17 protein-coding genes are annotated in these 24,377 nt (G+C 41.9%); 6 read left to right on the forward strand and 11 right to left on the reverse strand.

Annotation, left to right across the window (positions count from 1 at the left end; all coding sequences use genetic code 11):
• Nucleotides 1-2 precede the first annotated feature (2 nt).
• The gene (gene uidA, locus ACZ5AE_RS28340) at nucleotides 3-1,814 is read right to left on the reverse strand and encodes a beta-glucuronidase (RefSeq protein ID WP_464568283.1); all 1,812 of its coding nucleotides are present in this window, start codon (nucleotides 1,812-1,814) and stop codon (nucleotides 3-5) included.
• A 228-nt stretch (nucleotides 1,815-2,042) separates the two neighbouring features.
• On the opposite strand from uidA, the gene ACZ5AE_RS28345 reads away from it, so the two are divergent.
• Nucleotides 2,043-3,260, forward strand: a complete 1,218-nt coding sequence (locus ACZ5AE_RS28345; RefSeq protein WP_464568285.1) for a helix-turn-helix transcriptional regulator — start codon at nucleotides 2,043-2,045, stop codon at nucleotides 3,258-3,260.
• 229 nt (nucleotides 3,261-3,489) lie between these two features.
• Here the strand turns inward: ACZ5AE_RS28345 and ACZ5AE_RS28350 are convergent, their stop codons facing one another.
• From ACZ5AE_RS28350 to ACZ5AE_RS28360, 3 genes are read right to left on the reverse strand one after another with little or no spacing between them, the layout of a single operon-like run.
• Nucleotides 3,490-4,377 (reverse strand): glycine betaine ABC transporter substrate-binding protein, encoded by an 888-nt coding sequence (locus ACZ5AE_RS28350; RefSeq protein ID WP_464568287.1) that lies wholly within the window; start codon nucleotides 4,375-4,377, stop codon nucleotides 3,490-3,492.
• Nucleotides 4,377-5,228 (reverse strand): ABC transporter permease, encoded by an 852-nt coding sequence (locus ACZ5AE_RS28355; protein WP_464568289.1) that lies wholly within the window; start codon nucleotides 5,226-5,228, stop codon nucleotides 4,377-4,379. Before ACZ5AE_RS28355 ends, ACZ5AE_RS28350 begins: the two co-directional genes overlap by 1 nt.
• Nucleotides 5,198-6,487, reverse strand: a complete 1,290-nt coding sequence (locus ACZ5AE_RS28360) for a quaternary amine ABC transporter ATP-binding protein (RefSeq protein WP_464568291.1) — start codon at nucleotides 6,485-6,487, stop codon at nucleotides 5,198-5,200. The genes ACZ5AE_RS28355 and ACZ5AE_RS28360 overlap by 31 nt, the downstream gene beginning before the upstream one ends.
• 249 nt (nucleotides 6,488-6,736) lie before the next feature.
• Between ACZ5AE_RS28360 and ACZ5AE_RS28365 the strand changes: the two genes are divergently transcribed.
• Complete coding sequence (locus ACZ5AE_RS28365) at nucleotides 6,737-7,270, forward strand: GbsR/MarR family transcriptional regulator (protein WP_464568293.1); 534 nt, start codon at nucleotides 6,737-6,739, stop codon at nucleotides 7,268-7,270.
• A gap of 195 nt (nucleotides 7,271-7,465) precedes the next feature.
• Here the strand turns inward: ACZ5AE_RS28365 and ACZ5AE_RS28370 are convergent, their stop codons facing one another.
• From ACZ5AE_RS28370 to ACZ5AE_RS28395, 6 genes are all read right to left on the reverse strand, one after another.
• A complete protein-coding gene (locus ACZ5AE_RS28370) occupies nucleotides 7,466-7,945 on the reverse strand; it encodes a DinB family protein (RefSeq protein WP_464568295.1) in 480 nt (159 codons plus the stop codon).
• Between the two features lie 193 nt (nucleotides 7,946-8,138).
• Nucleotides 8,139-8,909 (reverse strand): class I SAM-dependent methyltransferase, encoded by a 771-nt coding sequence (locus tag ACZ5AE_RS28375; RefSeq protein ID WP_464568297.1) that lies wholly within the window; start codon nucleotides 8,907-8,909, stop codon nucleotides 8,139-8,141.
• A gap of 23 nt (nucleotides 8,910-8,932) precedes the next feature.
• Nucleotides 8,933-10,012, reverse strand: coding sequence for a sensor histidine kinase (locus tag ACZ5AE_RS28380; protein ID WP_464568299.1), 1,080 nt, complete (start codon nucleotides 10,010-10,012; stop codon nucleotides 8,933-8,935).
• Nucleotides 10,009-10,689 carry a response regulator transcription factor gene (locus ACZ5AE_RS28385; RefSeq protein ID WP_464568301.1) on the reverse strand — a complete coding sequence of 227 codons (681 nt, stop codon included), beginning with the start codon at nucleotides 10,687-10,689 and terminating at the stop codon, nucleotides 10,009-10,011. The genes ACZ5AE_RS28380 and ACZ5AE_RS28385 overlap by 4 nt, the downstream gene beginning before the upstream one ends.
• Nucleotides 10,690-10,788: 99 nt before the next feature.
• Nucleotides 10,789-11,604 (reverse strand): ABC transporter permease, encoded by an 816-nt coding sequence (locus tag ACZ5AE_RS28390; RefSeq protein ID WP_464568303.1) that lies wholly within the window; start codon nucleotides 11,602-11,604, stop codon nucleotides 10,789-10,791.
• Entirely contained in the window at nucleotides 11,601-12,632 is a 1,032-nt protein-coding gene (locus tag ACZ5AE_RS28395) for an ATP-binding cassette domain-containing protein (protein ID WP_464568305.1), read from the reverse strand. The genes ACZ5AE_RS28390 and ACZ5AE_RS28395 overlap by 4 nt, the downstream gene beginning before the upstream one ends.
• 446 nt (nucleotides 12,633-13,078) lie before the next feature.
• On the opposite strand from ACZ5AE_RS28395, the gene ACZ5AE_RS28400 reads away from it, so the two are divergent.
• On the forward strand, nucleotides 13,079-13,555 hold the full coding sequence (locus ACZ5AE_RS28400) for a PAS domain-containing protein (RefSeq protein WP_464568307.1): 477 nt from the start codon (nucleotides 13,079-13,081) through the stop codon (nucleotides 13,553-13,555).
• A 317-nt stretch (nucleotides 13,556-13,872) separates the two neighbouring features.
• Here the strand turns inward: ACZ5AE_RS28400 and ACZ5AE_RS28405 are convergent, their stop codons facing one another.
• Entirely contained in the window at nucleotides 13,873-14,622 is a 750-nt protein-coding gene (locus ACZ5AE_RS28405) for a class I SAM-dependent methyltransferase (protein ID WP_464568309.1), read from the reverse strand.
• Between the two features lie 280 nt (nucleotides 14,623-14,902).
• Between ACZ5AE_RS28405 and ACZ5AE_RS28410 the strand changes: the two genes are divergently transcribed.
• The 3 genes from ACZ5AE_RS28410 (at nucleotide 14,903) to ACZ5AE_RS28420 (ending at nucleotide 23,729) form a co-directional block, all read left to right on the forward strand.
• Complete coding sequence (locus tag ACZ5AE_RS28410; protein ID WP_464568311.1) at nucleotides 14,903-15,076, forward strand: RNA polymerase sigma factor; 174 nt, start codon at nucleotides 14,903-14,905, stop codon at nucleotides 15,074-15,076.
• Nucleotides 15,077-15,610: 534 nt separating this feature from the next.
• The gene (locus ACZ5AE_RS28415) at nucleotides 15,611-18,736 is read left to right on the forward strand and encodes a hypothetical protein (protein WP_464568313.1); all 3,126 of its coding nucleotides are present in this window, start codon (nucleotides 15,611-15,613) and stop codon (nucleotides 18,734-18,736) included.
• Between the two features lie 163 nt (nucleotides 18,737-18,899).
• Complete coding sequence (locus tag ACZ5AE_RS28420) at nucleotides 18,900-23,729, forward strand: glycoside hydrolase family 94 protein (protein WP_464573756.1); 4,830 nt, start codon at nucleotides 18,900-18,902, stop codon at nucleotides 23,727-23,729.
• Nucleotides 23,730-24,377: the final 648 nt, after the last annotated feature.

The raw sequence follows: 24,377 nt of genomic DNA on the forward strand, positions 1-24,377 counted from the left end.
CTCTATTTTTTGTATCCTAGGTTCGGGATGCCATTCCAACGCTGGCTTAAATAGCGTACGACCATTTTTGGTTCTCTGGCACGGGTAAAGATACCCTTTTTATTACCTTGGACACGCATGATTCCAAACTTTGTTTGGAAATCCGCGAAGTTCCATAATTGTTCCCCGACAAAGTTAGGGATTTCATCAAATACCTTGCTGTTCATGCGGTAATAATCTTCTTGGTATTCCTCACTAAATGGCTCGCCAAGTGCGCTATGGAACCCGGCTACCGTATCCGCACCATACTCGGTGTACATAATTGGCTTATCTGGGTATTTTTCTTGCCATTCCAGCAGCTCTTTACGAGTTTTTTCTTCAGCTGTCTTCAAGTCGCCATGTTGTACATACCAGCCATAGTAGCGGTTTAAGGCAATCACATCAACCAAGTCTGTACATTTGTCAGATTTTGGCGTTGCCATCATGATGCCGACATACGTACACGGACGCTTTTGTGGATCTAATTCACGAGCCAGATTAAATAACGGTTCAAAATACTCGAAAGAACCTTTTGAATAAGTGGCTGCCTCGTTGGCAATCGACCACATGACGACACAAGCATGATTTTTATCGCGGTCGATAAGCTCGCGGATGACTTGTTGATGAGCCTCAGCAGTCCTCAACTTTTCCCAAGTATCGTCTTCAAACTCGCCTTTTTCTAAAATCGATACATCAAAAGTGAATGATAACATTAATCCAACTGCCGGTGTTTCGTCAATCACGACAATTCCTTCACGGTCGCAAAGACGCATCATTTCTTCGGAATATGGATAATGCGATGTCCGGAATGAGTTTGCACCCATGGCTTTCATCAAATTAATATCGTGCACATTATAGACTTCATCAAGTCCACGGCCGCGAACATGCGTATCTTCATGCTTGCCAAAGCCTTTGAAGTAGAATGGTTCGCCGTTGATTAAGAACTTGCCGCTCTTTACTTCTATCTTACGGACACCAAACTGTTCTTCATAGACATCTTCCACTTCTCCATTGTTTAGCCCTTCAACTTTAGCTGTATAAAGATAAGCATTGAGCGGCTGCCATAAATGAACGTTCTCAATTACTGCATTTATATCAGTTCCAGAAGCTTGGGCGACAGTAATGCCTTGTTCATCAAGAATGGTAACCCGCACTTCATCGAAATTTCCGCCAGTTTTAACTGAAATTTGTATATCTGCATTCTTTGCAGCTAAATCCACATTCGGTACAATCACAATATCATCAATATAATTCACCGGGGTTGAATAAATTTTGACAGGACGATGCAGCCCTGCATAGTTAAAGAAGTCAAAATTTTCATCAACTTTACGGATAAGCCTTCCATTTTCATCTGTCTTCTCACTATAATTTCCTACTGGCAAAGCCGTATAATCCAACAGATTGCTAACACGAACAGTTAATCGGTTCGCCCCAGGAACTAAGACTTCATTAATCTCAGCCTCAAATGGAGTAAAGCCGCCTTTATGCTGGGCAACAAGTTTGCCATTCACATATACCCATGCTTCATGGGTAGCAGAGCCAAATCGCAATACTAATCGTTCATCACGCAATGCTTTGGCAACGGTAAATTCTCTTTCATACCAAACAAACCCGCTATGCTGGCGAATTTCAGGCGATACTGCTTGATCGTTAAAAGAAGCCGGAACTGCCATGGACTCACCTGTTGGGAGCGGCTGGTTTACATCTACTTCTTTTACTTCATCATCAATCATAAACTTCCAAACACCACTTAAATCCATGACCACACGGCTATCCGTTGAAATTGGATATAACATATTCGTTCTCCTCCATTCATGTACAGAAAACTTTTCTCAAACCAAATTATTTACTTATATAAATTTAAAAATTCACTTTATATAAACCCCTATGTGTAAGGGCTTTAATTTGATTATAATAAATCATTTCAATTAAAAACCGTAATATTTTTACTAGATTAGTAATTATTTTGCTATTTTTCATATTTCAATGTACATTAAATTTGGAGGGGATTTTTTGTGGGAACTATGAACTATCAAAATTTCATAAAAATTAGCCACATACTTCATTCGATTACCAAAATAGATCTCCGTTTATATGACCCAGATGAAAAGTCAATTTTCCAGCTAATCAACCATTCTATTCCATCCGTTTTGGTTCATCCAGACCATGAGATTGATCATATCCATGATACCCTGCATAGGAACGAATCCAATCGCTACTATCACTATATTAGCCCGTTTGGTCTTGAGTATATTGCTGCCGGAATATGGAGAAACCAAGCTTTTTATGGGAGTATTCTAATCGGTCCGTTTATTTCGAGCATAACGGTTATCGATCTGATCAAAGATATTATTTCAAAAAACAATCTCCCGATTAGCGAACGCAGGCAATTGGAACAATTCCATCAATCCTTGCCGATTTTAAATGATACAGAATATAAAGATGTCGGGGAACTGTTGGTTCATCTTAATGTCCTTGACTTTACCCATTCGCAGCAGATTCCTTCAGATACACTTATGCCTGCCCTGAAACCAGATATCCAAAAAACAAACATCGAGGAAAGCAGGCAAATAATCGAACATAGATATCAGCATCAGAATAAGCTGATGAATGCCATTGCAAAAGGAAATAAAGACGAAGTTACCCACTTAATCAATCCGATGACAGATTTAGTGGCGTTTTCTAACAGAGTACCCGGAAGTCCGATTCGGTCCTCCAAAAATATCGGATTTGTTTTCAATACACTGTGTAGAGTGGCAGCTGAAAGAAGCGGCGTCCATCCCGTATATCTGGATAACATTTCAGAACGATTTGCCCTTTTGATTGAAAGGACGACGACGCTTTCCCAGTTGACAAAGTTATTTGCGGCAATGCCGAATGAATATTGCGAGCTTGTCTCCGCGTTTGCTACCGGCCATTACAGCCCGATGGTGAAAAACGCAGTGGATTATATTTTGCTGAATCTAGGCAGTCCGTTGACCCTTCAACATATTGCGGACCAACTCCATGTCAATCCTTCCCACTTGTCACGGAAATTTAAAAGTGAGACTGGAATGAACATGACCGAATTTATTAATCGTAAACGTGTTGATGAAGCCAAGTTATATTTACAACGGGGCATTAGTTCCATTACTGATATTGCCTTTATGGTTGGATTTAATGATTTAAATTACTTTAGTAAAGTATTTAAAAAGTTCACTTCGTTGACTCCCTCCCAATACGCAAAAAGAAAATCAATGTAAAGTAAAAACAACTCCTGACTTGAGGGATAAAAATTATAGTAAAAAATAAGTGAAGTATTCATAAAGATAATTACAATTTTAGTGATTAGAAAAATAGAGGAGATATACCGATGATTCTTTAAGTTCTCTGATTAAAGATTGTACTAAAGAAGAACAATAACCTGAGGTTAAAAACTTAGAAGAAAAGATAGCTGTTATGGTTATAGCTATCTTTTCGGTAGTTAAATTTTTATTCTTTTAGATCTTCAATTGAGTCAATATCCATGTATGCTGGTACAACTAAACCCAGCTTAGTTCCGGTAAGGTTCGGACCAAGGTCTTCAAACTTTCCTTTATATTCTTCGTAATAGCTAGCGTGAGTAGTTGGCAGCCACGCACCTACCATCGCGTCACCGCTTCCCTTTGCTATACCTGCCCACATTGGACCTGCATCAACTTGAACTAAATCTACCTCATATCCCATACTCTCAAGTACATTTGCTACAACATTTGAACTGGCAATTACATCATCCCATGCTACATAAAGAATCTTAAGCTTTTCACCGTTAGCCTTGTTGACCCCTTCCGTCCATTTACTAACTAACTGTTTATTTTCCTTTACCCAATCTGCTGCTGCATCAGCCGGATCCTTTCCATCTTCAATTACATTCATAACCGCTTCCAAATCTTTTGGCTCCCAGTTAAATTGATTGAGAAGCTTATAAGCATCAGGCTGCTCTTCTTTTAATCCAAGGCGAACAATCGTGTTAACATCTTCAGCTCCACCATAGATACCTTTTGGATCTTTTAAGTATTTTAAATCAAATTTTGAAAACATCCAGTGTGGGCTCCAACCTGTTACAATGATTGGCTCTTTTTTGTCATATGCTTTTTTCAGAGCTGCTGTCATGGCGGCACCCGAACCCTCTACTACCTCCCAGTCATCTAGCCCGTATTTCGGTAAAACGTCATTAATTGTTAATTTCATTTCTCCTGCACCCGGATCAATTCCGATAATTTTGTGATCAACCTGTTCACCTATTGAACCTGAGGAACTTCCCGTTTTCTCTCCTCCGCAGGCTGTTAAACCAATAGTTAGGGCAAGTGCTGATGTAATTCCTACTAGTTTTTTAAACATTAAGCTGTTCCCCCTTGTTTTTTTCTTTTTCCTATATTTTGGGTCACCCGGTCTAGGATAATTGCAATGACCACGATGGATAGACCTGCTTCAAAACCTTTGCCAATTTGAATTTGTGTTACAGCACGATATACATCGGCACCAAGTCCGGGAGCTCCAACCATTGATGATATTACCACCATAGAAAGGGCAAGCATAATGCTTTGGTTAATTCCGGCCATAATGGTGGGCATCGCCAGCGGAAGCTGGACTTTGAGCAAGCGTTGACTTGTTGTGGACCCAAAGGCTTCTGTGGCTTCAATAATATCGGCCGGCACTTGTTGAATACCGAGAATCGTCAGTCGAATCGTCGGCGGGACCGCAAAAATTACAGATGCAACCACACCTGGGACTACTCCAATATTAAAAAAGAAAATTGCAGGAATAAGGTAAACGAATGCAGGCATGGTTTGCATAAAGTCGAGAACTGGTGTCACCACTTGCTTAACGGTTTGCTTTTGCGACGCCCAGATTCCAGTTGGTATTCCTATGACAATTGAAATGATGACAGCTGTCAGTACCAGTGCCAATGTCTCAAGCATTGGTTCCCAGTAACCAAGATTGGCGATTAAAAATAAACCGACAAAAGTAAAGAGAGCCATTCCCTTATTTGAAACTTTCCAGGCGATTATGGTTAATAGAATCATAAAAATGTAGGAAGGAATATAACCAAAGCCGATTACCATTCCATCCACTATGGATTGGAGAACATTGGTTATAGCTTCGAAGGCCACCGCCATATGATCCGTCAGCCAGTTAACGATTGTGTCTATCCAATCCGCTATAGGGACTTTTGGGAGCCATTGTTCCATGTAGTTTTCACCTCCCTGTCTTCATGATAAGCTGCTGTTTCAGCTAATGCCTGTTCAACATTGTTAATTGAAAGATTATTGCCAGCAAGGGCACCAATGACTGCACCTCGTACAAGAATGCCATTTAGCCGCCTCTTGTGGTCGACAACTGCTACTGGAATGGTTGTTGCTGCGGAAACTAACTCGAATAAATCAGTGAGCAATGTATCCGGTGAAACAGCCGAAACATTTGGCTGTAAAATACTCTGGATTCCTTCGTTCTGGTCAATCGCCTTTTTTGCATCTGAAGCTGTTATAGCGCCAAGTAATTGCTTCTTTCGATCAACAACATAGATACTTGAAATCCCTAAATCCTTCATCATTTGTAAGGCAACCCGCGGACCCTTTTCGACAAACACCGCTTCTGCCCGTTTCATGACATGCCCTGCGGTTAATACTTTGGATAAATCCACATCCTCTACGAATCTCTCAACATATTCGTTTGATGGGTTCATAAGGATTTCTTCCGGAGTGCCGATTTGCACGATTGAGCCATCTTTCATAAGAGCAATCCGATCACCTATTCTGAGAGCTTCATCTAGATCATGGGTAATAAACACAATTGTTTTTTTCATTGTTGCTTGAAGCTCTAAAAGCTCGTCTTGCATGTCTTTACGAATAAGAGGATCTAGGGCACTAAAGGCCTCATCCATAAGCAAAATATCCGAATCGTTGGCTAATGCTCTCGCCAATCCGACTCTTTGCTGCATCCCGCCGCTTAATTGTTTAGGATACTGTTCTTCATATCCCTCCAGCCCTACAAGCTTTAATGCAGCCATGGCCTTTTCTGTTCGGATTTCCTTGGTTACTCCTTGGACCTCCAGGCCATACTCTGTATTCTCGAGAACACTTCGATGGGGGAGAAGGGCAAATTTCTGGAATACCATACTAATTTTTTGGCGGCGGACTTTTCTTAGCTGCTCTTGGTTCATCTTTACGATATCTAAGCCGTCAATGAATACTTCCCCAGCCGTAGGTTCAATCAGCCGGTTAAGCATCCGGACTAAAGTAGACTTTCCGCTTCCTGATAAGCCCATGATGACAAAGATTTCACCTGCTTCAACATCAAAAGAAGCTTGATTTACACCAATTGCAGCCCCTGTTTTCTTTAAAATACTTTGTTTCGATTCGCCATCCTTTAATAATTGAAGAGCTCTTTTGGATTTTCCAAAGACCTTCGTTGCATTCCGAACGCTGATCTTTTTATAATTAGAATTCATGTATTCACCTCATTTTTTGGTGCGAAGTACCAGACTTTTCTATTATAGTTACAACTTTATATTTTTTCAAAGTTGGTAGTTGGTTATATTTGGTCATAATTTACGTACAGAAAAAACTGTACGTACTTAATGCACAATATTCTCAAAATTGCTTAAAATCGCTCCCGATTCCTTTATTATCCAATTCTTTACATTTAATATAAACATGGTATCTTATTAGATACATGTTACAAATGGATGTGATTCAAGATGAATGACGTAGAAAAGCTGGACCGGGCACGAGAACGGGTGATTGAGGCGATTTCCCAAAATATGAATTTATACGGTGTTGCTGAATCTATAGGAAGATTATATGGGGCTTTGTATTTTAAGGATGGTCCATTGACATTAGATGAAATGAAGGATGAACTCGGAATGAGCAAGACAAGTATGAGTACATCGATTCGAAGTTTGTTAGAGTTGAAAATGGTAGAAAAAGTGTGGAAACGAGGAGTAAGGAAAGATTTATACCAAGCCGAGTCAGATTGGTATCAAACCTTCATCGACTTTTTTTCGATTAAATGGCGGGCAGGAATCTCAATCAATGTTTCCGCGATGGAGAAATCGCTCAAAGAGTTACAAATACTCTTGACTGATCCAGAAGTGGATAACGAGATAAAAGCAGAAGCGAAAATGGATATCGAAAAACTAACTCATGCCCTTGAATACTATGACTGGTTGAACCGTCTCTTGGACAGCTTTGAATCTAAAGAAATTTTCAACTATGTTCCTAAGAAGATGTGAGCTGCGGGCATTAGCGAGGAAATAGGAATAGGCACCCATAAAGGGTGCCTAAATGCTAACTGGTATATTACCATGAATCAAAAAAAAGCCTTGTCTACGTTGTACTCCAATTTGAGCGCGTTAATAATATACATTTCATAACTTTCTCTATGTACTAGAGCTTAAAACACACAAGCCATCCCCAGCTCCGCTTCTTCAATTGTTGGAACCTTCAATTGCTCGTTGAATCGCATAAATAACTCCTGTATGCATTCCTTCATGGTGTATACTAAATGTTAGGATTTCCCCAATTGTTTCCATCTTAAAGCCAAGCCGTACAAAGGGCTTTATTGCCTTTTCCTGCAGGCGGCTGCCTAGGGATTCCCTGATGTAAGCAGTTTGCCTTTTTAATTCATGTGATAAGACTTGCAATGTTGGAGGTTCCACTTGCCATTCACTTGGTCTCGTCCGATTGCCAAATAAGGTGATAAATTCTGGAGATAGCTGTGACGGTAATCCCGCAAAATTCGAAGCAAGCTGATCCTGAACAATTAAAATATGACCAACGTTCCAACGAATCGTATTGTTAAACCCCTTAGGCATAATATCAGCCACATCTTCTGTAATAGATTCCAACTTTTGGAGAGTAATGGCTCGAACCACTTCCACTTGTCTCAGCACCATATCGTTATTCATACTACCTCACCTCCTATGAAAGTTGTCTGCAACATGGTGATTGTTACCTATAATGGTTGCCTAAATGCTAACTGTTAATAAAAAAAAAGACATTGTCTTCGTTGTATTTTAATTTGAGTGCATTAATAATATACGTTTCATAAATTTATTTTGTTCTATTTTTTACATTGTTTACAGGCAAACCAGTATTCGGTTATATTCTTCCGCTCAAGATGATTGCATTTCCTAATATTTTTTTGTTCAATAAAAACTTTGGCAGCTTGATTACATCAGCAAGTTTACAGCTAGTCAATTCTGATACACCATGCTTCTTTAAGGCTATTAAGAGCTCTTTTTCATCCCCAAATATTTTTTCATCCTTAAACAAATCTAAAAAGACAAATACACCACCAGGTTTTAACACTCTTAATGCCTCTTTCATCACTTCCGTTTTATCTTTGCTATCCTTCACTTCATGAAATGTTAGACAACTTACGATGATTTCGAACTCGCCATCATTAAAAGGGAGTTCGGCAGCACTTGCTTTCAGAAAATCAATCCTATCAGAAACTCCTTCGATTTCTGCGTTCTGCTGGCATTGCGCTTTTGAATATTCCCAATTACCGCCCCAATAATCAATTCCAGTTAAAAAAGCCTCAGGAAAAGTCTTTGCCAATTTAATAATCAGCGAACCACAGCCAGTCCCTATATCCAATATTCTCCCTTTACCATCCCAATTCACCATGGCAACGATTAAATCATGTATTTTTGATTGATAATTCCCGCCAGTTGCTGCAAATTGATAAACAGAATAACAAAGAATAAATGCAATATAAATAAAAGGCAACGCCAAAGTTCCTGATAGAACTTTCAGATATAAATTAACAGGTAATAATGTTATAAAAAGAAGAACGAGTGAAATAACTATAAAAGTAAGCAGTTTGTAAATTCGAATCCAAGTTTGATATTTAGCTTTTGCTTTCAAGTTATCACTCCATCCTGGAATAATTATTTTTTGTTCATTACCGAAAGCCTCACCATTATTTCCGTTCCTTTTCCCGGTTCACTTTGGACATAAATCTCCCCTTTATGCAAATCAATGATTTTTTTTACAATGGATAAACCAAGCCCATTGCCTCCATATTTACGATTTCTAGATTTGTCCGCTTTATAAAATCGCTCAAAGATACGCATCTGCACATCCTTGTTTATCCCTATTCCCGTGTCTTTTATTATTACCACCAATTGATTGTCAGTGGTTTTATATGCCTCAATAGATATAGTACCTTCTTTTGGCGTAAATTTAATACTATTATGAATTAAATTTATCCATACTTGATCCATCAATTCCTCATCAGCCATGATCGTTAATTGTTCGAGGGATATATCCAAGATTATTTGTTTCTCTGCCCACTGCGGTTCACAGGCGAGGACGATTCGGCGCAGCTGATGATCCAGCCGATAGTTTTTTAGTTCAAACGGATGATGATCAGACTCTAGTGAGGTAAGTTTTAATAGATTTTCACTCAATTTTGATAGCCTGGTACTTTCCATTTCGATAATTTCCAGGTAATGTTTGCGTTCCCCAGGACTCAGCTCGTCGTTTTTCAACGCATACGCAAATCCGCCGATTGATGTCAGTGGAGACTGGATTTCATGGGAGACATTCGAGATGAATTCCTGCCGCATTTCCTCCATTTTCCCCAGTTTATCGGCCATATGCCTAATGCTTTCAATTAGCCTCTGGTATGGATGATCATTTTGACCGCGAAATTGATTTTTGTAATAAGAAAGATCTATATTAAAGTTTCCTTCAGCCATCATCTTCATTGCGTGAAGCATCGGGTGCAAGAATTTATCTTGCTTTAACTTTACCCATTTAATTCTTGAAATAAAAAACATGCAGCAACCAAAAAGAAAAAAACCAAGGAGTGAGTTGATTAACTGTCTGGTAAATTCATGAGGGAAATAATGAATGGACTCATAGAACCTTGCTGTGGCCCAATAGGCGCCTGACCAGCAAAATAGAAGTGAGATAATGACAGCAGTAAAACCTAAAATGCGTTTCATGATTTCAGGCAAGTTCAATTTAGCACCTCCAAACGATAGCCAAGTCCTCGGATTGTGGTAATGACAAATGGACAATCTGCCTGAGAGAATCGCTGCCGCAGCCGTTTAATGTGGACATCAACGGTTCGTTCATCACCTTCATAATTAAATCCCCAAATATCTTCAATTAATTGTTCTCTTGAAAAGGTTTTTTGCTGATGTGTAGCAAGCTTAAACAACAGTTCGAATTCTTTAAGCGGCAAGGTAATGTCCTGATCACCGACAAATACTTTATAAGAAGCGCGATCAATCATCACATTTCCGATTTCAATTCGATTAGAGACAGATATTTGATATCGTTTGAGCAATGCTTTAACCCGCGCGGCAAGCTCCGCTGCTGCAAATGGTTTAACCATATAATCATCTGCTCCAAGATCAAAACCTTTTACTTTTTGAGCTGTCTCCCCTTTAGCCGTCAGCATTAAGATTGGAAGTGTATCAGAATAATAGGTTCGGACTTCCTGACAAAATGTCCAGCCGTCCATATTCGGCATCATAATATCAAGAATAATTAAATCAATTTTTTGATTTTCAAGTATCGATAGGGCAGCCTTCCCGTCTTGTGCTTCCACAATCAATACGCCTTCTTTCGAAAGAATGACATGAATTAATTCCCGGATGTGAGGATCATCATCTACAATTAACACTTTTGCCATAGTATTCATTCCTTTTAAAAGAATAAAGGGAACCGCCACTCTTCATGCGATTCCTATAAACATTACACTTTATTTTACACCATTCAAAGCTTTTCATAACTATGTCCGCCTCATATAAGCACGTACTGTAATTGGTGCGAAGATAACGACAATAACAGCGGCGCCGATAAGAGAGATGGTAAGGTCCCAACCCATGATTCCGGAGTTGGTCAGTTCCCTGACAGCCGTGACAAGATGTGAAATGGGATTTATTTCCACAAACCATTGAAGCCAGTTTGGCATGGTATTGGCTGGTACAAACGCATTAGAGAGAAACGTAAGCGGGAATAGCACAAGCATTGAAATTCCCTGTACACTTGACGCTGTACGTGCAATCACACCAAAGAAAGCAAAGATCCAGCTTACACACCAGGAACACACAATGACCAGAAGCGCTGCAATGAAAACATAACCTAGACCTCCTTCGGGCCGATATCCCATGACATACCCCATAGCAAAGGTAAGCACTGTCGCAATAGTATAACGGATCGTATCAGCGAGCAACGCACCTGCCAGGGGAGCAATCCGTGCAATCGGCAGGGACTTAAATCGGTCGAATACTCCCTTATCCATGTCCTCCCGCAGCTGGACTCCTGTGACGATCGAAGTCGAAATAACCGTCTGAACGAGGATGCCAGGTATGATTATGGGCAAATAGTTTTGCACATTTCCAGCGATGGCCCCGCCAAAGATATAGGTGAACATCAATGTAAAGATAATTGGCTGGAGCGTGACGTCGAACAATTGCTCCGGTGTTCGACGTATCTTTAGCAACCCTCGATAGGCCATCGTTAATGAGTTTTGGACCACTTGGCTAAAACTCGATTTATTCCGTATCTGGCTTTTGGCAGTTGGCATCATAGCATTATTTTTCATACTCGTAAATTCACTCCCTGATCCAATTTATCGGATTCTGTTGATACGTCATCCTTCACACCGTGGCCGGTAATCGTTAGAAATACCTCATCTAGAGTCGGCTTCTGAACACTAAGCTCAGTCAGTTGGATTCCTGTCTCTCTCAAAGCAATCAAGAGGTCAGCTACCCGATCGGGGTCTTTCATCGGCGCTAAAATCTTCCCCCCTTCCGCTGAAACAGCTGACTGAACCTGAAGGATTCGTTCAACGATCCTCCGGGCGTCTCCCATGTTTTGTGGATGTTTGATGCTCAAATGTAATGATGAGGTACCAACTGATTCTTTCAGTTCATCGGATGTCCCCTCTGCGACCACTCGGCCATGATCGATCACCGCGATACGGTCGGCTAGTTCATCTGCCTCTTGAAGGTACTGGGTAGTTAATAGTACTGTTGACCCGGACTTTACCAAGCGTCGGATTGTATCCCACATTTGATTTCGGGTTCGCGGGTCGAGACCGGTGGTAGGTTCATCCAAGAAGATAAGCGGCGGCTGGGAAATAAGGCTAGCAGCCAAATCTAACCGGCGGCGCATCCCACCTGAGAAATTTTTCAATGGACGCTTCGCAGCTTCTGTTAATCCAAATTCCTCCAGCAGTTCCGCCGCCTTATTCTTTGCCTCTGTTCGCCCAAGGCCTAGGAGTCGTGAAAAAATAATCAGATTCTCCGTAGCACTAAGTGACTCATCGACCGAAGCATACTGACCAGTCACCCCAATTAATTGACGGACTATCTGCGGCTCCTTCACCACGTCGAAACCGAAAACACGTGCTGTACCAACGTCTGGGCGTAATAATGTAGCAAGCATTCTGATCGTTGTCGTTTTTCCGGCTCCGTTGGGGCCAAGTACACCGTAAATTGTACCGGCTTTCACGTTCAGATTTACACCGTCTACCGCCCGATTATCGCCAAACGTTTTGACAAGTCCGCTTGCTTCAACAGCCCAATCACTATTATTTGGTGCGATTATCTTTGTATGTTGAATGTTCATAGTCGTTTTTCCTCCTCATAAAAAAACTACGTACGACAATAAAGCGTTCATTTGTTTATTCATCAGATTACATATGGATTATAAATCAACACTATGAACTGAATATGAACTACATATGGCCTTGGGAAAATTAATTTTTGTAAAAATCCGCAGGATTGTATATGGGGTAAAATCAAACCAAAGAAGAATAAAAGGACATTAAAAAAGCTCTGTCTTCAAAAGGAAAACAAAGCTAGATTACTCTTAATTAAAAACTGTCGCTATTTATATACGGCTCACCGAACTTTTGTGAGATAAATCACATTTGGCTATCATTAATAATGATATCATTATTAATGAGGTGAGGTTAGATAATAATCATCCAGAAGCGGCTGATTTTTTTCTCACCAATATTTATACTATTTTATTCTTCCCATAAACGAAGATTAAATATAGGAGGTTTTTAAATGTCTGAAGGAAAATTGTCTGAATTAATTAGTCCTGAAGCTGTCATTAATTTTGAAACTGGTGCAATTAAAGCCAGCACTTTGGATTCAATTATCAACCTTTTACCATTTGAAATGGGTTTTTGCGATGCCAACGATATTTTCCGCTGGTATTCAAATAATCCTAACCGCGTGCATGGCCGCCGTAAAGAAGCGATTGGCCGCCATGTACTTGAGCTTCACCCAAAAGTGGCTCACCACGTTGAAAAACTGCTGAACGACTTTCATTCAGGAACGCGCGACGAATGGGAATTTTGGTTCCCAAAACGCACTGGTGAAACGGGTCAAATTTATCAAAAATTCATGGCAGTCCGTGATAAAGAAGGAAAATATCTTGGATGCATGGATGTGACCGTTAATATTGACCTTTTCCAAGGAAAAGAAGGCAAACATACCCCTGAAACTATTGATGAATTTATAGGTGCTAAGCCTGTGTAAAAAAAATTTCCATATGAGATCTGCTGAAAAACACACTGAATCCTTCCTATTCAATGTGTTTTTCTTTATGATAGAAGTTCTGGTGGTTACTTAGGTAAAACAATAAATGAAATATTACTAGTTCCTAAAGACATTGTGGTCCTACAGAACTAATAAATCCAATTGATGGATCGTTAGAGAATATTAGAACAAAGCTAAGCCAACGCCATGCAGGAAGACATTTGAGGAGAATCTCCTACTTTTTCCTTTATTTATGGTTTGGCTCACCCCACTAGGATAATAGGAAGTTTTGTCATACAATTTAGAAATTTGGAGGACTAATTTCTAAATAAGTACAATCCAAATCCCAATGTATCTCTTCCCCATTGCAAGTAAGTTCCCCTCCAAGTCCTGATTCGTTCGAGCATGGCCTGGCAATCAGGATCATCAGGATTTTCATGGCAATAATTTTCAATTGATGAGGAGTACATCCATTCATATTCATCCCAATCATCTTCGTTCGCCACATAGGACCAAAGCGGAACTAAACCTAATTCCTCAGCCATTTTAATGTTTCCGGCATGACTTTCCAAATCGGACTCTGCCGCTCCACCAAGCGCCTGCAAATATTCGATACTAGGGGACTTTTTCCAGTACCCCTCCCCAATAAGAATATAACCATTTTTGTTTACAATCCGTTTCATGGATTGTAATGCAGATTCCAATCCACCTAAGGCATGAGTTGAACCAATACAAACTCCTAAATCATATTTCCCTTGTTCATTTTTTTCTAAAGCTGTCTTGGCATCTTCAGCAATAAATGTAATGCTGCCATCATGGATTCTGTCTTTAGCCTTTTTTTTCGCCTCATCAATAGCTCCGTCATATAGTTCAATGGCAGTTCCTAATATCCTATAGTTTTCCACAAGGCGTATTAGCAGCTCACATTTTCCTGCACCAATGTCAATTACCTTATCATTTGGCTTCAATGGAATCATTTGTATCATTTTCATAATCTTTGATTCATTGATTGGATTACTAAATGCGTGGTTGCGATGTGCAATTAATGAAAATCTGTTTCTATCCAAACTTTTTAGTCTCCTTATTGTCATTAAAGTTGTACCTTAATGCTTTTATTTTTCCATAATAAATCTTAATTAATAGTTTGCATATGTGCAACTTAGAAAAGAAGTTAAATACAATCGCGCTTGCTTGCTAGATAACAAACTTCATGAAGATTGGACAAATTAATTCACAAATAGGATGCCTGCTTGCAACAATCTGGCACATTAAGACGTTTTTATTATTGTAAAAAACAACCGGCCGGGGAAGGAAGGTGCAAAGCACGAGAAAGAGACTAAACAAAATATGGGTGCACCGAAATCCATAGAAGAAATATGTGATGAAACATGGGAGTCGGTCTACAAATTCATATATTTTAAAGTTCAAAACCGCGAGGAAGCGGAGGATATCACACAGGATACCTATGTGAAGGCAATGGCAAATTTACGTGGAGGAAGTTCCTTAAAACGATTGTTATAGGGAAATGTTAGACTTCCTCATTGCTATTAATGCTGGTAATCATCAAATATATTATATAGAATACATTTAGCCTTCCTGACAAAAAGATAAGCTGGCAAGATATCTTCTAACAATTGATGTCTTTGCCAGCTTATTATATTTGTGACTGAAAGAATTTACATTGAGCAGGCAGCGCAATCACCTTCTAGAGTTATTGCCTCTATTTATGGTACGGTTCCTCTCACCTAATTGACCGGCAGTTTTGTTAAAAGATTCACAGAGGTGAACAGTTTTGTCACTGTTCGCCTCTTTTACAAACAGTGATAAGGCAATAAGCATACACCTACGTTTCTTTCCCCTTCAAATACTGCATATGAAAATATAAAATCTATATTTACTTTATTAAATAATGCTTACTCCTATGGTAAATACTAACCATTGGTTTTCCTAAAGATTCCACTCGGGAAAAGGAGTAATGAATCATTACGCACTTCAAGTTATATAGGGAGCATCCCTATTTGGTTGGTTTTATCTTTATGAATAAAAATGTAGATAATGGTAATATTTTCACTTAAAACATCTTGCAAGGGGGAGCTTGAAATTTTAAACAACGAACAACTGGCAACCAAAGCACATGAGTTTGCCCTAATTCACGAAATAACGGATGGCAACGAAGTGGCAAAAAGATATTGGCATGCCTTTCGGTCAGATTTGTCAAGTCTGCATAGTTTTGCAAGACATTTACGAAATAACAAAGTGGAATGTAAGCAGCCAGCTGAAGATTGGCTGCTTGACCACATCAATTTTATCGAAGTACAGGCGCAGGTTGTTTTTAAGGAATTGCCTCGCACAACGTTAAAAAGGCTTCCCAAATTGCGGTCTGATGGGATGCCGAGAATCTACGCCCTTTGTAACGACTATCTTAATCATGTGGATGGCCGCTACGACGTCGTATCATTCGAAAGATACCTGATGTCCTTCCAGGAGGTTTCGATTCTCAAGGATATGGAATGCTGGACATTACTGAGTGCGATGCGTGTCATGATTATTCATCGGTTAGCCGAATTGATGAAGGAGGTACGGAAACGACACGAGTCCTGCCATTCTATTATGTCGTTAATCGAACAAATTGGCACCAAAAATATGAACGATTCCAGAATCAAAGCCTTATTGGAAGAGAAAACTCGCAAAGGAAGCTTAGATCCAGTTCAAATTGTCCACTTGGTCCAGCATTTGAGTGAATTGGAACCTAATATCCAAATTGTTCACAATTGGATCGCAGGCTATGTGGAAACCAGCGAATCCGGTCTCGAACAAATGGTATCGCTAGAACATCAATTACAGGCAGAGCTGCAAGTGACTTGCGGCAACCTGGTCCAAAGTTTACACGTTATCGAGCGTCTGCCGTGGCGGATAACCTTTTCAAAAATATCTTATCTTGAACAAATTCTTCTTTCGGATCCATACAGTGATTACGGACGGCTCGATCTTGAAAGCCGTGACTTCCTTCGTGGAAGAGTTGTAAAAGTGGCCGCTCAGTTGAATGTATCGGAAACCCTAGTTGCGCAAACCGCCCTTCGCCTTACAGCGTCCTGTGAAGAGGAAATGGATCAAGCCGAAAGCCCTCCGCGCGGTGCCTGCCTACCCTACTATTTGCTAGATCCAAAAGGAATTTCCATCCTGCGCAAGGAGCTCTGTAAGGTAGCTAGGCCCCGGGTGCTGCCACACCTCGTAATAAGAAGACAGCCGTCGGCTGCCTATTTTCTGAGCTTCATCCTTTTATTTACTGGGTTGATGATCATCACCGGGAAATGGGTATTAGCAGGGTTGGCAGCACAACCGCTGGCTTGGCTTGCAGTCATCATCGCACTGATTATGCCTGTAAGTGATTGGGCAATATCGATTATTCATCTAATAATAGGAAAATGCTGCCGCCCGGCTCCTATCCTCCGTTATGATTTCTCGGAAGAGCTGCCGGAAGATGCAAAAACGATGGTGGTCATCCCCGTCATCTGGTCAAGTCTAGAAGAAGTGGACGATGTAGTGAACAACCTATTGATTCATTATTTGGGAAACAGGCAGCCGAACATACATTTTGGTATATTGGCAGATTTTTGTGATGCTTCTTCCGAAACCACGACAATGGACGATGCATTAGTCGCACATGCCTTGAAACGATTGGATGAGCTGAACAACAAATACGGGACTGAGAAGTTTTTTCTATTTCATAGATCCCGTCTTTTTAATCCAGTTGATCAAACCTATATGGGCTGGGAGCGGAAACGCGGCAAGTTAGTTGAATTTGTAGAGCTTCTTTCAGGTAGTGACAAAACCAGCTTCTCCACCATCCATGGACAAACAGAAATTTTGAAGCATATCCGGTATGTGTTTACAACCGATTTTGATACCCTTCTGCCAATCGGTGTAGTTAGCCGGCTCGCAGGTTCCATCCACTACCCTTACAACCGTCCGAGGTTAAATAAAGAAGGAACACGGGTCGTTGAAGGATTTGGGTTGTTGCAGCCCCGTATTGGCGTGAGTTTTGAGTCTACCCAAAATTCGCGATTTGCCGCCTTATGGTCCGGGGACCCAGGGATTGACCCATATTCTTTTGCGATATCTGATGTTTATCAAGACTTGTTTGGTCATGCCATCTTTGTCGGCAAAGGAATCTTTGACGTGGAGGCATTTCGAAAAACACTGGTTGACCGAATTCCCGAGCATTCGGTCCTAAGTCATGATCTGCTCGAAGGTGGATTTTTGCGGGCAGGTTTAACCTCTGATATCGAAATTGTCGAGTCGCACCCAAGTACTTTTTACGCTAACGAGCGTCGGGTGCATAGATGGATTCGCGGGGACTGGCAGCTCATCAGATGGGTGGGCAAAAGCTGCAAAGATCGGCATGGGGAAAGAAGGCCCGTTTCTTTAGGCGGCATCACTCGTTGGCAGATTGTTGATAATTTGCGCCGGAGTCTCCGTGCTCCAATCTACCTGCTCACTGCACTGCTTAGTTTTTCCGTGCTCCCTGGCAGGCCTTGGATTTGGGTGTCCATTGTTTTTGGAACCATATTTCTTCCATTTTTGGTTGCGTTCGTGTCAGCTCTTTTTGGAAGAAGGCTCAATAGGACCATTTGGATTACGTTTTCCCAATGTGCAGTACAACTAATTACTTTGCCGTTTACTGCGGTGCTTTCTTTAGATGCTATTTTGCGCACACTCTACCGTTTGTTCATTAGTGGGAAGAATTTACTGGAGTGGGTCCCAGCAGCCAAGACAGATCGAGAAGACACGAAGAAGCGTGTTTTCCTGTTTGAAATATCTGGTTATATCGTTATCTTTCTGTTTGCTTTACTCGCTTTCCTTTCTGGCGGGGTGGTTGGACGGATATTCGGTGGAACAGTCCTTTTGATTTGGCTTCTTGCACGGCCTGTCATCCAGTCTTTAAATCAGCCACAAACGACAGAGAATAAGACATGGCTCCATGATGCGAAGGCTGACCTAACAGAATTAGCCTCACAAATCTGGGCCTTTTATGAAAAATATGCCACCGAAGCGGATTCTTGGCTGCCGCCTGATAACGTGCAGTACATACCAAAAGAAATCATTGCCCATCGTACGTCGCCAACCAATATTGGCTTATCTGGCATGTGTTGTGGCCGCCCGGGATCTGGACTTCATTGATACGCCAGCCATGCTGGACCGGATCGAATTATCCATAGAAACGATTCAGCGAATGGAGAAATGGAATGGGCATTTGTTGAACTGGTATGATACGTGTACCGCAACACCGCTTTACCCAAAATACGTTTCGACGGTCGATTCTGGAAACTTCATCGCTTATTTGATGGCTGTGGAGCAAAGCCTGATTGAATGGAGCAAACGGGAGGAACATTACCAAGACCGTTTCCAGAACATCATTCATAAGCTTGATCAACTAATAGAACAGACCAATTTTGCCGCACTATATAATCCGGATGAACGGCTGTTCTCGCTTGGGTACCATGTCGATTCTGGCCAGAAGGATTCCATTCTTTATGACTTGTTGGCTTCTGAAGCAAGGCAGACAAGCTTTGTTGCCATCGCTTTGGGGCAAATACCAGTTTCACACTGGTTCTCGTTGGGAAGGACAATGACAAAAGCCGGACAGTACAAAACATTATTATCCTGGTCAGGAACTATGTTTGAGTATTTAATGCCCATGCTGATAATGCGTACCTACAAAAATACAATCTGGGATTCGACTTATCGAGGCGTCGTTCATCAACAACGAAAGTATGCAGACCAGTACCAGCTGCCTTTTGGAATCTCGGAAAGTGGTTATTACGCCTTTGATTATCAATTGAACTATCAATATCGTGCTTTTGGTGTTCCAGGGCTTGGACTTGATCGCGGTCTTGAGCAAAATCTGGTTCTTGCCCCCTATGCCACCATTATGGCGCTTCCTTATGCTGGTGAAGCAGGTCTAGCCTCCCTAAGCAAATTTAAAGACCTGGGTGCAAAAGGCAAGTTTGGTTATTTTGAAGCTGTTGATTTTACGGCCCCTAGACTTACTAATGGCGAGCAATACCAGATTGTGCAAAGTTACATGGCGCACCATCAGGGTATGAGCATGCTGACCCTGAGCAATTTGTTATTGGATGATCAAATGATTAATCGTTTCCATTCCGATGCTCGCGTTTGTACGGCTGATTTGCTTTTACAGGAGCGCATTCCTGAAAAAGCGGCTCTACTGAAAGAGCCTATTGGACTGCATAAGAAGTTCACCTCTTTTGATGAACATTTTGACACTCTGGAACGGTCATTTACGAAACCAACCATTGTTCCCGAAGTAAACGTCCTCTCAAACAGCCGTATGTCTAGTATGAGCACAAGCAGGGGGACGGGCATGCTGTCATGGAATGGGCTTTCCATCACCCGATGGCAGGAAGATCCCATTATGGATCATTCTGGCATGATGATATACCTTCACGATAAGACTTCAGAAGAAACATGGAGCATTATGAACTTTCCATGTTATTCCATACAAGAGCCAAGTTCCGTATTTCGCTTGGACAAAACAACCTATGAAGGATCCTATCGTGAGATCTCATCTAAACTTGAAATAACAGTGGCCCCTGATGTGGATGCAGAGATTCGGCGTCTGCAGCTGGTAAACAATAGCGACCAAGACAGGTTATTAGAGGTGACCACGTTTTTAGAATTGGCACTCGCAAATCCTTCAGCAGTGAGTGCACATCCAGCCTTTAGTAAATTATTTATCGACACAAGCCACGATCCAGAAACTCAATGTTTATTAGCCAAAAAACGCACCCGTGAGGATGAAGAACAGGAGATATGGGCCGTGCATTCTGTTTATGTTCATGACCCTAAGGTACAAGGATACGAATTTGAGACAGATCGTGCCCAATTTATCGGCAGGGGGTATTCCTTGAAGGAACCAAAAGCCATGGCTTCTACCTTAAACGGACTAATTGGCTCTGTTGTGGACCCGGCATTTGTTATGAGACGGCGCATTCATTTGGCACCTGGAGACGCAGCTGTTGTTTACATTGTGACAGGTGTGGCAGAAAGCCGCCGACAGGCACTCGACATTGTACAGCAGTTACGGGAACCAAAGCAGGCTGACCGGATGTTTCATCTTGCATTGGTCCGCTCGCAAATTGATCTTCGGCACCTGCACCTAACGCCAAAGCAAGCTTCGGACGCCCAAAGGCTGGCAGGACGCCTTCTCTATTCCCCAGCCTTAACACCTTTACGCAGGAAGGCTATTGTACAGAATAGTTTAGGCCAGTCTGCCTTGTGGTCCCATGGCATTAGCGGAGATGCCCCGATTGCGGTTGTTTCAATTAAGCATTCGGCAGATTTGCCATTCGTAGTATTGACGGCACAACAACACCAGTACCTGTGCAGGCTGGGATTAGAAATCGACCTGGTGGTGCTTGATGAGACCGAGGGCGGGTACCAGGATCAACTCATGAATCGTTTAAGGGATCAACTGGCCGCCAGGGGAGTGGGACAACCAAGGCGTATGATCGGGTTGAAAGCTTCACAACTTGACGAAAAGGTTCATACCCTCTTAAAAGCAACGGCCCGTGTCTGGCTGCGGGCAGGAGGTCCGAGCCTGGGTGCACAGCTGCTTGCTTACGATGCTCCTTTACGTCCCGAACAGCATCAGCCTATAGCCGAACGAAAAATCAAAAATAGCGGCCCATCATCCCAATACTCAGCTGAAGGCGAATTCTTCAATGGCTGGGGAGGCTTCACCGAGGATGGCCAGGCCTATCAAATTTACGTACAAAACAACTCGTATTTGCCGAGGCCGTGGAGCAATATCCTAGCCAACCCACAATTTGGCACCTTAATCACGGATCTTGGCACCGGATACAGCTGGTGGAGAAACTCTAGGGAATGTAAACTCACTCCATGGACCAATGATCCTGTTCTTGACGAGCCTGGAGAGTGCCTTTACTTACAGGACCTTGATACAAATCATGTCTGGTCAGCAACCCCAAAACCAGCAGGGGCTCATTTGAACTACAAAGTCACACATGGCAAGGGATTCAGCCGTTTTGAACAACAGGATGGAGATGTAACACATACAATGGAAATCATTGTTCCATTGAAGGATACGGTTAAATTGCTCAAGCTGCGGCTACGCAATAGAAGCCAGTCTAAAAAACGAGTTTCCCTTACCTATTTCGCAGAATGGGTTCTCGGCGTCACACGTGAAGCACAGGCGCCCTTTATCATTACTGAATGGGACGCGGAACATAAAGTGCTTCTTGCCCGCAATTCCTTCCAGGAAACATTTCGGGATGCCGTCAGCTTCATGCATATCGCAATGCCCCAGTCGACTGGGCAATCAGACGACTTGTATTCCTGGACAGGCGATCGGGAGGAATTTATCGGTAATGGCGGGGCACTAGATTTTCCCGCGGGGCTTTTGCAAAAAGGACTCTCTAAACGGACAGGAGCGTTTGCCAATACGTGCGGGGCCCTCCAAACCGTCGTAGAGATTCCCGAGGATGCTGAAATAACGGTGACCATTTTGTTTGGTTGTGATTCATCCAAAGAAAAGGTTTTTTCGCTTATTAGACAGTATAGCCACCCATTTGCTTTCGAGGAGACAAGTTCCAGCGTTGCAGATTATTGGCGGAAGATTCTAGGACAAGTACAAATACGGACACCAGACAGGGCCATGGATATCATGATGAACGGCTGGCTATTGTATCAATCGCTTGCTTGCCGCCTATGGGCAAGGACTGCATTTTATCAAGCTGGAGGGGCGTTTGGTTTCCGGGACCAGCTGCAGGACTCGCTTGCATTTTTGCATACCGACCCTTCCATTACACGAAGGCAAATACTGATTAATGCTGCTCATCAATACCAAGAAGGAGATGTCCAGCACTGGTGGCATCAAGAAACATTTAAAGGGATCCGGACCAAATTTTCAGACGACCTTCTCTGGCTTCCGTATACTGTTTCCCGCTATATTAACCAAACTGGGGATTACGATATTCTGAAGGAGATGGTTCCATACCTCCAGAGTGACGTTCTGCGTGAAGAAGAACTGGAGCGATACGAAGATACAGTTGTGTCTGATGAGATAGGTTCACTTTTGGACCACTGTCTTCGGGCCATTAACCATTCATTGAAATTTGGGGAGCACGGGCTCCCGCTCATGGGGATTGGCGACTGGAATGACGGCATGAGCCGTATTGGTGCAAAGGGACGCGGGGAGAGCGTCTGGCTGGGATGGTTCCTTCTTGATATCCTGAATAGATTTTTAATGTTTGAAGACGGAGTACTCCCACCTGATGTGGAGGAATATTTCAGGACCTCTACCCAGCAATTGAAGGAAAATCTCAACCTTCATGCCTGGGATGGCAGCTGGTTCCGCCGAGCGTTTACGGATTCAGGAACATGGATTGGATCTGAGGTTAACACGGAATGCAGGATTGACGCCATCGCCCAATCATGGTCCGTCATCACTCAGGGCACCACAACTGAGCGTCAGACTCAGGCCATGGCTTCTTTTGACCATGAGCTGGTCGATCGCGATTTTAATCTTGCAAAGCTATTGACAGAACCATTTGATGTAACTAAACCAAGTCCAGGTTACATTCAAGGGTACCCGCCTGGGATTCGTGAAAATGGCGGTCAATATACCCACGGTGTCATTTGGGGTATTGTCGCCTGGGCAATGTTAGGTCGTCAGGACAAAGCCTTTGAGCTATTTTCCATCCTTAATCCAATCAACCATACGCTCACCAAGAGGGATATCCAGACATATGGAAATGAACCATATGTGATGTCTGCTGATGTATACACAGCGAATCCTCATCAGGGCCGCGGCGGCTGGTCCTGGTACACCGGAGCATCCAGCTGGATGTATCAAGCAGGCCTGGAATATGTATTGGGAATCAAGCTTCAGAAAAATCAACTTTCTATCAAGCCTTGCGTCCCGAATGAATGGGAATCCTTCCATATCGACTATGTATACGGAAAGACAACCTATTCGATCGAGGTTTACAATTCCCGTGATTCTTCTGATCGAGTCAAATGGGTGGTTGACGGTGAGGATGCCGGAGATCTGACATATCTGAAACTGGCGGATGACGGCCTGGTTCATCACGTGAAAGCATTTTTACATTATCAACAAGCTGCCATTTGATAATAAAATGCAAAGGTAACAAAAAAACGAGGGGCGTTAAACCTTAAATTGGTTTAGACGCCCCTTGCTCTTCTATGGAAGTGTTACGGTAAATCAAGTGCCCACAGCTTCTTTCCTTCAAAACTGACCATTCCTTTACAAGTTTTGATCATCCTTTTTACTACCGCCATTCCCAGCCTAAATTCAAAAAGCTTCCTTTATTTATGATACGTTCACCGTAACATATCTAAATGAGGTCTTTTAATTATCCTAGCTTTTCATGATGTTCATTCAGCGTTTTTAGCTCCCAAGGATTTTTGAGTACTTCATACCAATTATATGTTTTTTTTTTGACAAAAATCACTATCTTTCGTCAGTGTTTTCAGAATACATTGGTAAAATAACCACCTTGGTCACTTTATTTTTTTTGATGCATTTATTGGTACAAATTAATAAAGGGATAAGGAATTATAATTAAGACATGAAAAAACCTGCTAAGAACATAAAATTTCTAGCGGTTTTTCTGCACAAAATATTCCTTTTTTACGTTTGCTCTCCGATTATGTTTAAAATAGAATTTATACCAGATATATAAACCTCATTTACTTATGATACGGTTCACCGTATTGTATCTAAATGAGGATTTATCACCCTCTTTGATTACGCAGC

It is taken from the genome of Neobacillus sp. S1227 (genome assembly GCF_055385255.1).

Coding starts and splice junctions, on each gene's coding strand:
- ACZ5AE_RS28345 (WP_464568285.1), top strand. CDS start 2,043: ATGAACTATCAAAATTTCATAAAAATTAGCCACATACTTCATTCGATT.
- ACZ5AE_RS28360 (WP_464568291.1), bottom strand. CDS start 6,487: ATGAATTCTAATTATAAAAAGATCAGCGTTCGGAATGCAACGAAGGTC.
- uidA (WP_464568283.1), bottom strand. CDS start 1,814: ATGTTATATCCAATTTCAACGGATAGCCGTGTGGTCATGGATTTAAGT.
- ACZ5AE_RS28410 (WP_464568311.1), top strand. CDS start 14,903: ATGGGTGCACCGAAATCCATAGAAGAAATATGTGATGAAACATGGGAG.
- ACZ5AE_RS28420 (WP_464573756.1), top strand. CDS start 18,900: ATGGCTGTGGAGCAAAGCCTGATTGAATGGAGCAAACGGGAGGAACAT.
- ACZ5AE_RS28390 (WP_464568303.1), bottom strand. CDS start 11,604: ATGAAAAATAATGCTATGATGCCAACTGCCAAAAGCCAGATACGGAAT.
- ACZ5AE_RS28370 (WP_464568295.1), bottom strand. CDS start 7,945: ATGAATAACGATATGGTGCTGAGACAAGTGGAAGTGGTTCGAGCCATT.
- ACZ5AE_RS28415 (WP_464568313.1), top strand. CDS start 15,611: ATGGTAATATTTTCACTTAAAACATCTTGCAAGGGGGAGCTTGAAATT.
- ACZ5AE_RS28400 (WP_464568307.1), top strand. CDS start 13,079: ATGTCTGAAGGAAAATTGTCTGAATTAATTAGTCCTGAAGCTGTCATT.
- ACZ5AE_RS28395 (WP_464568305.1), bottom strand. CDS start 12,632: ATGAACATTCAACATACAAAGATAATCGCACCAAATAATAGTGATTGG.
- ACZ5AE_RS28385 (WP_464568301.1), bottom strand. CDS start 10,689: ATGGCAAAAGTGTTAATTGTAGATGATGATCCTCACATCCGGGAATTA.
- ACZ5AE_RS28350 (WP_464568287.1), bottom strand. CDS start 4,377: ATGTTTAAAAAACTAGTAGGAATTACATCAGCACTTGCCCTAACTATT.
- ACZ5AE_RS28365 (WP_464568293.1), top strand. CDS start 6,737: ATGAATGACGTAGAAAAGCTGGACCGGGCACGAGAACGGGTGATTGAG.
- ACZ5AE_RS28355 (WP_464568289.1), bottom strand. CDS start 5,228: ATGGAACAATGGCTCCCAAAAGTCCCTATAGCGGATTGGATAGACACA.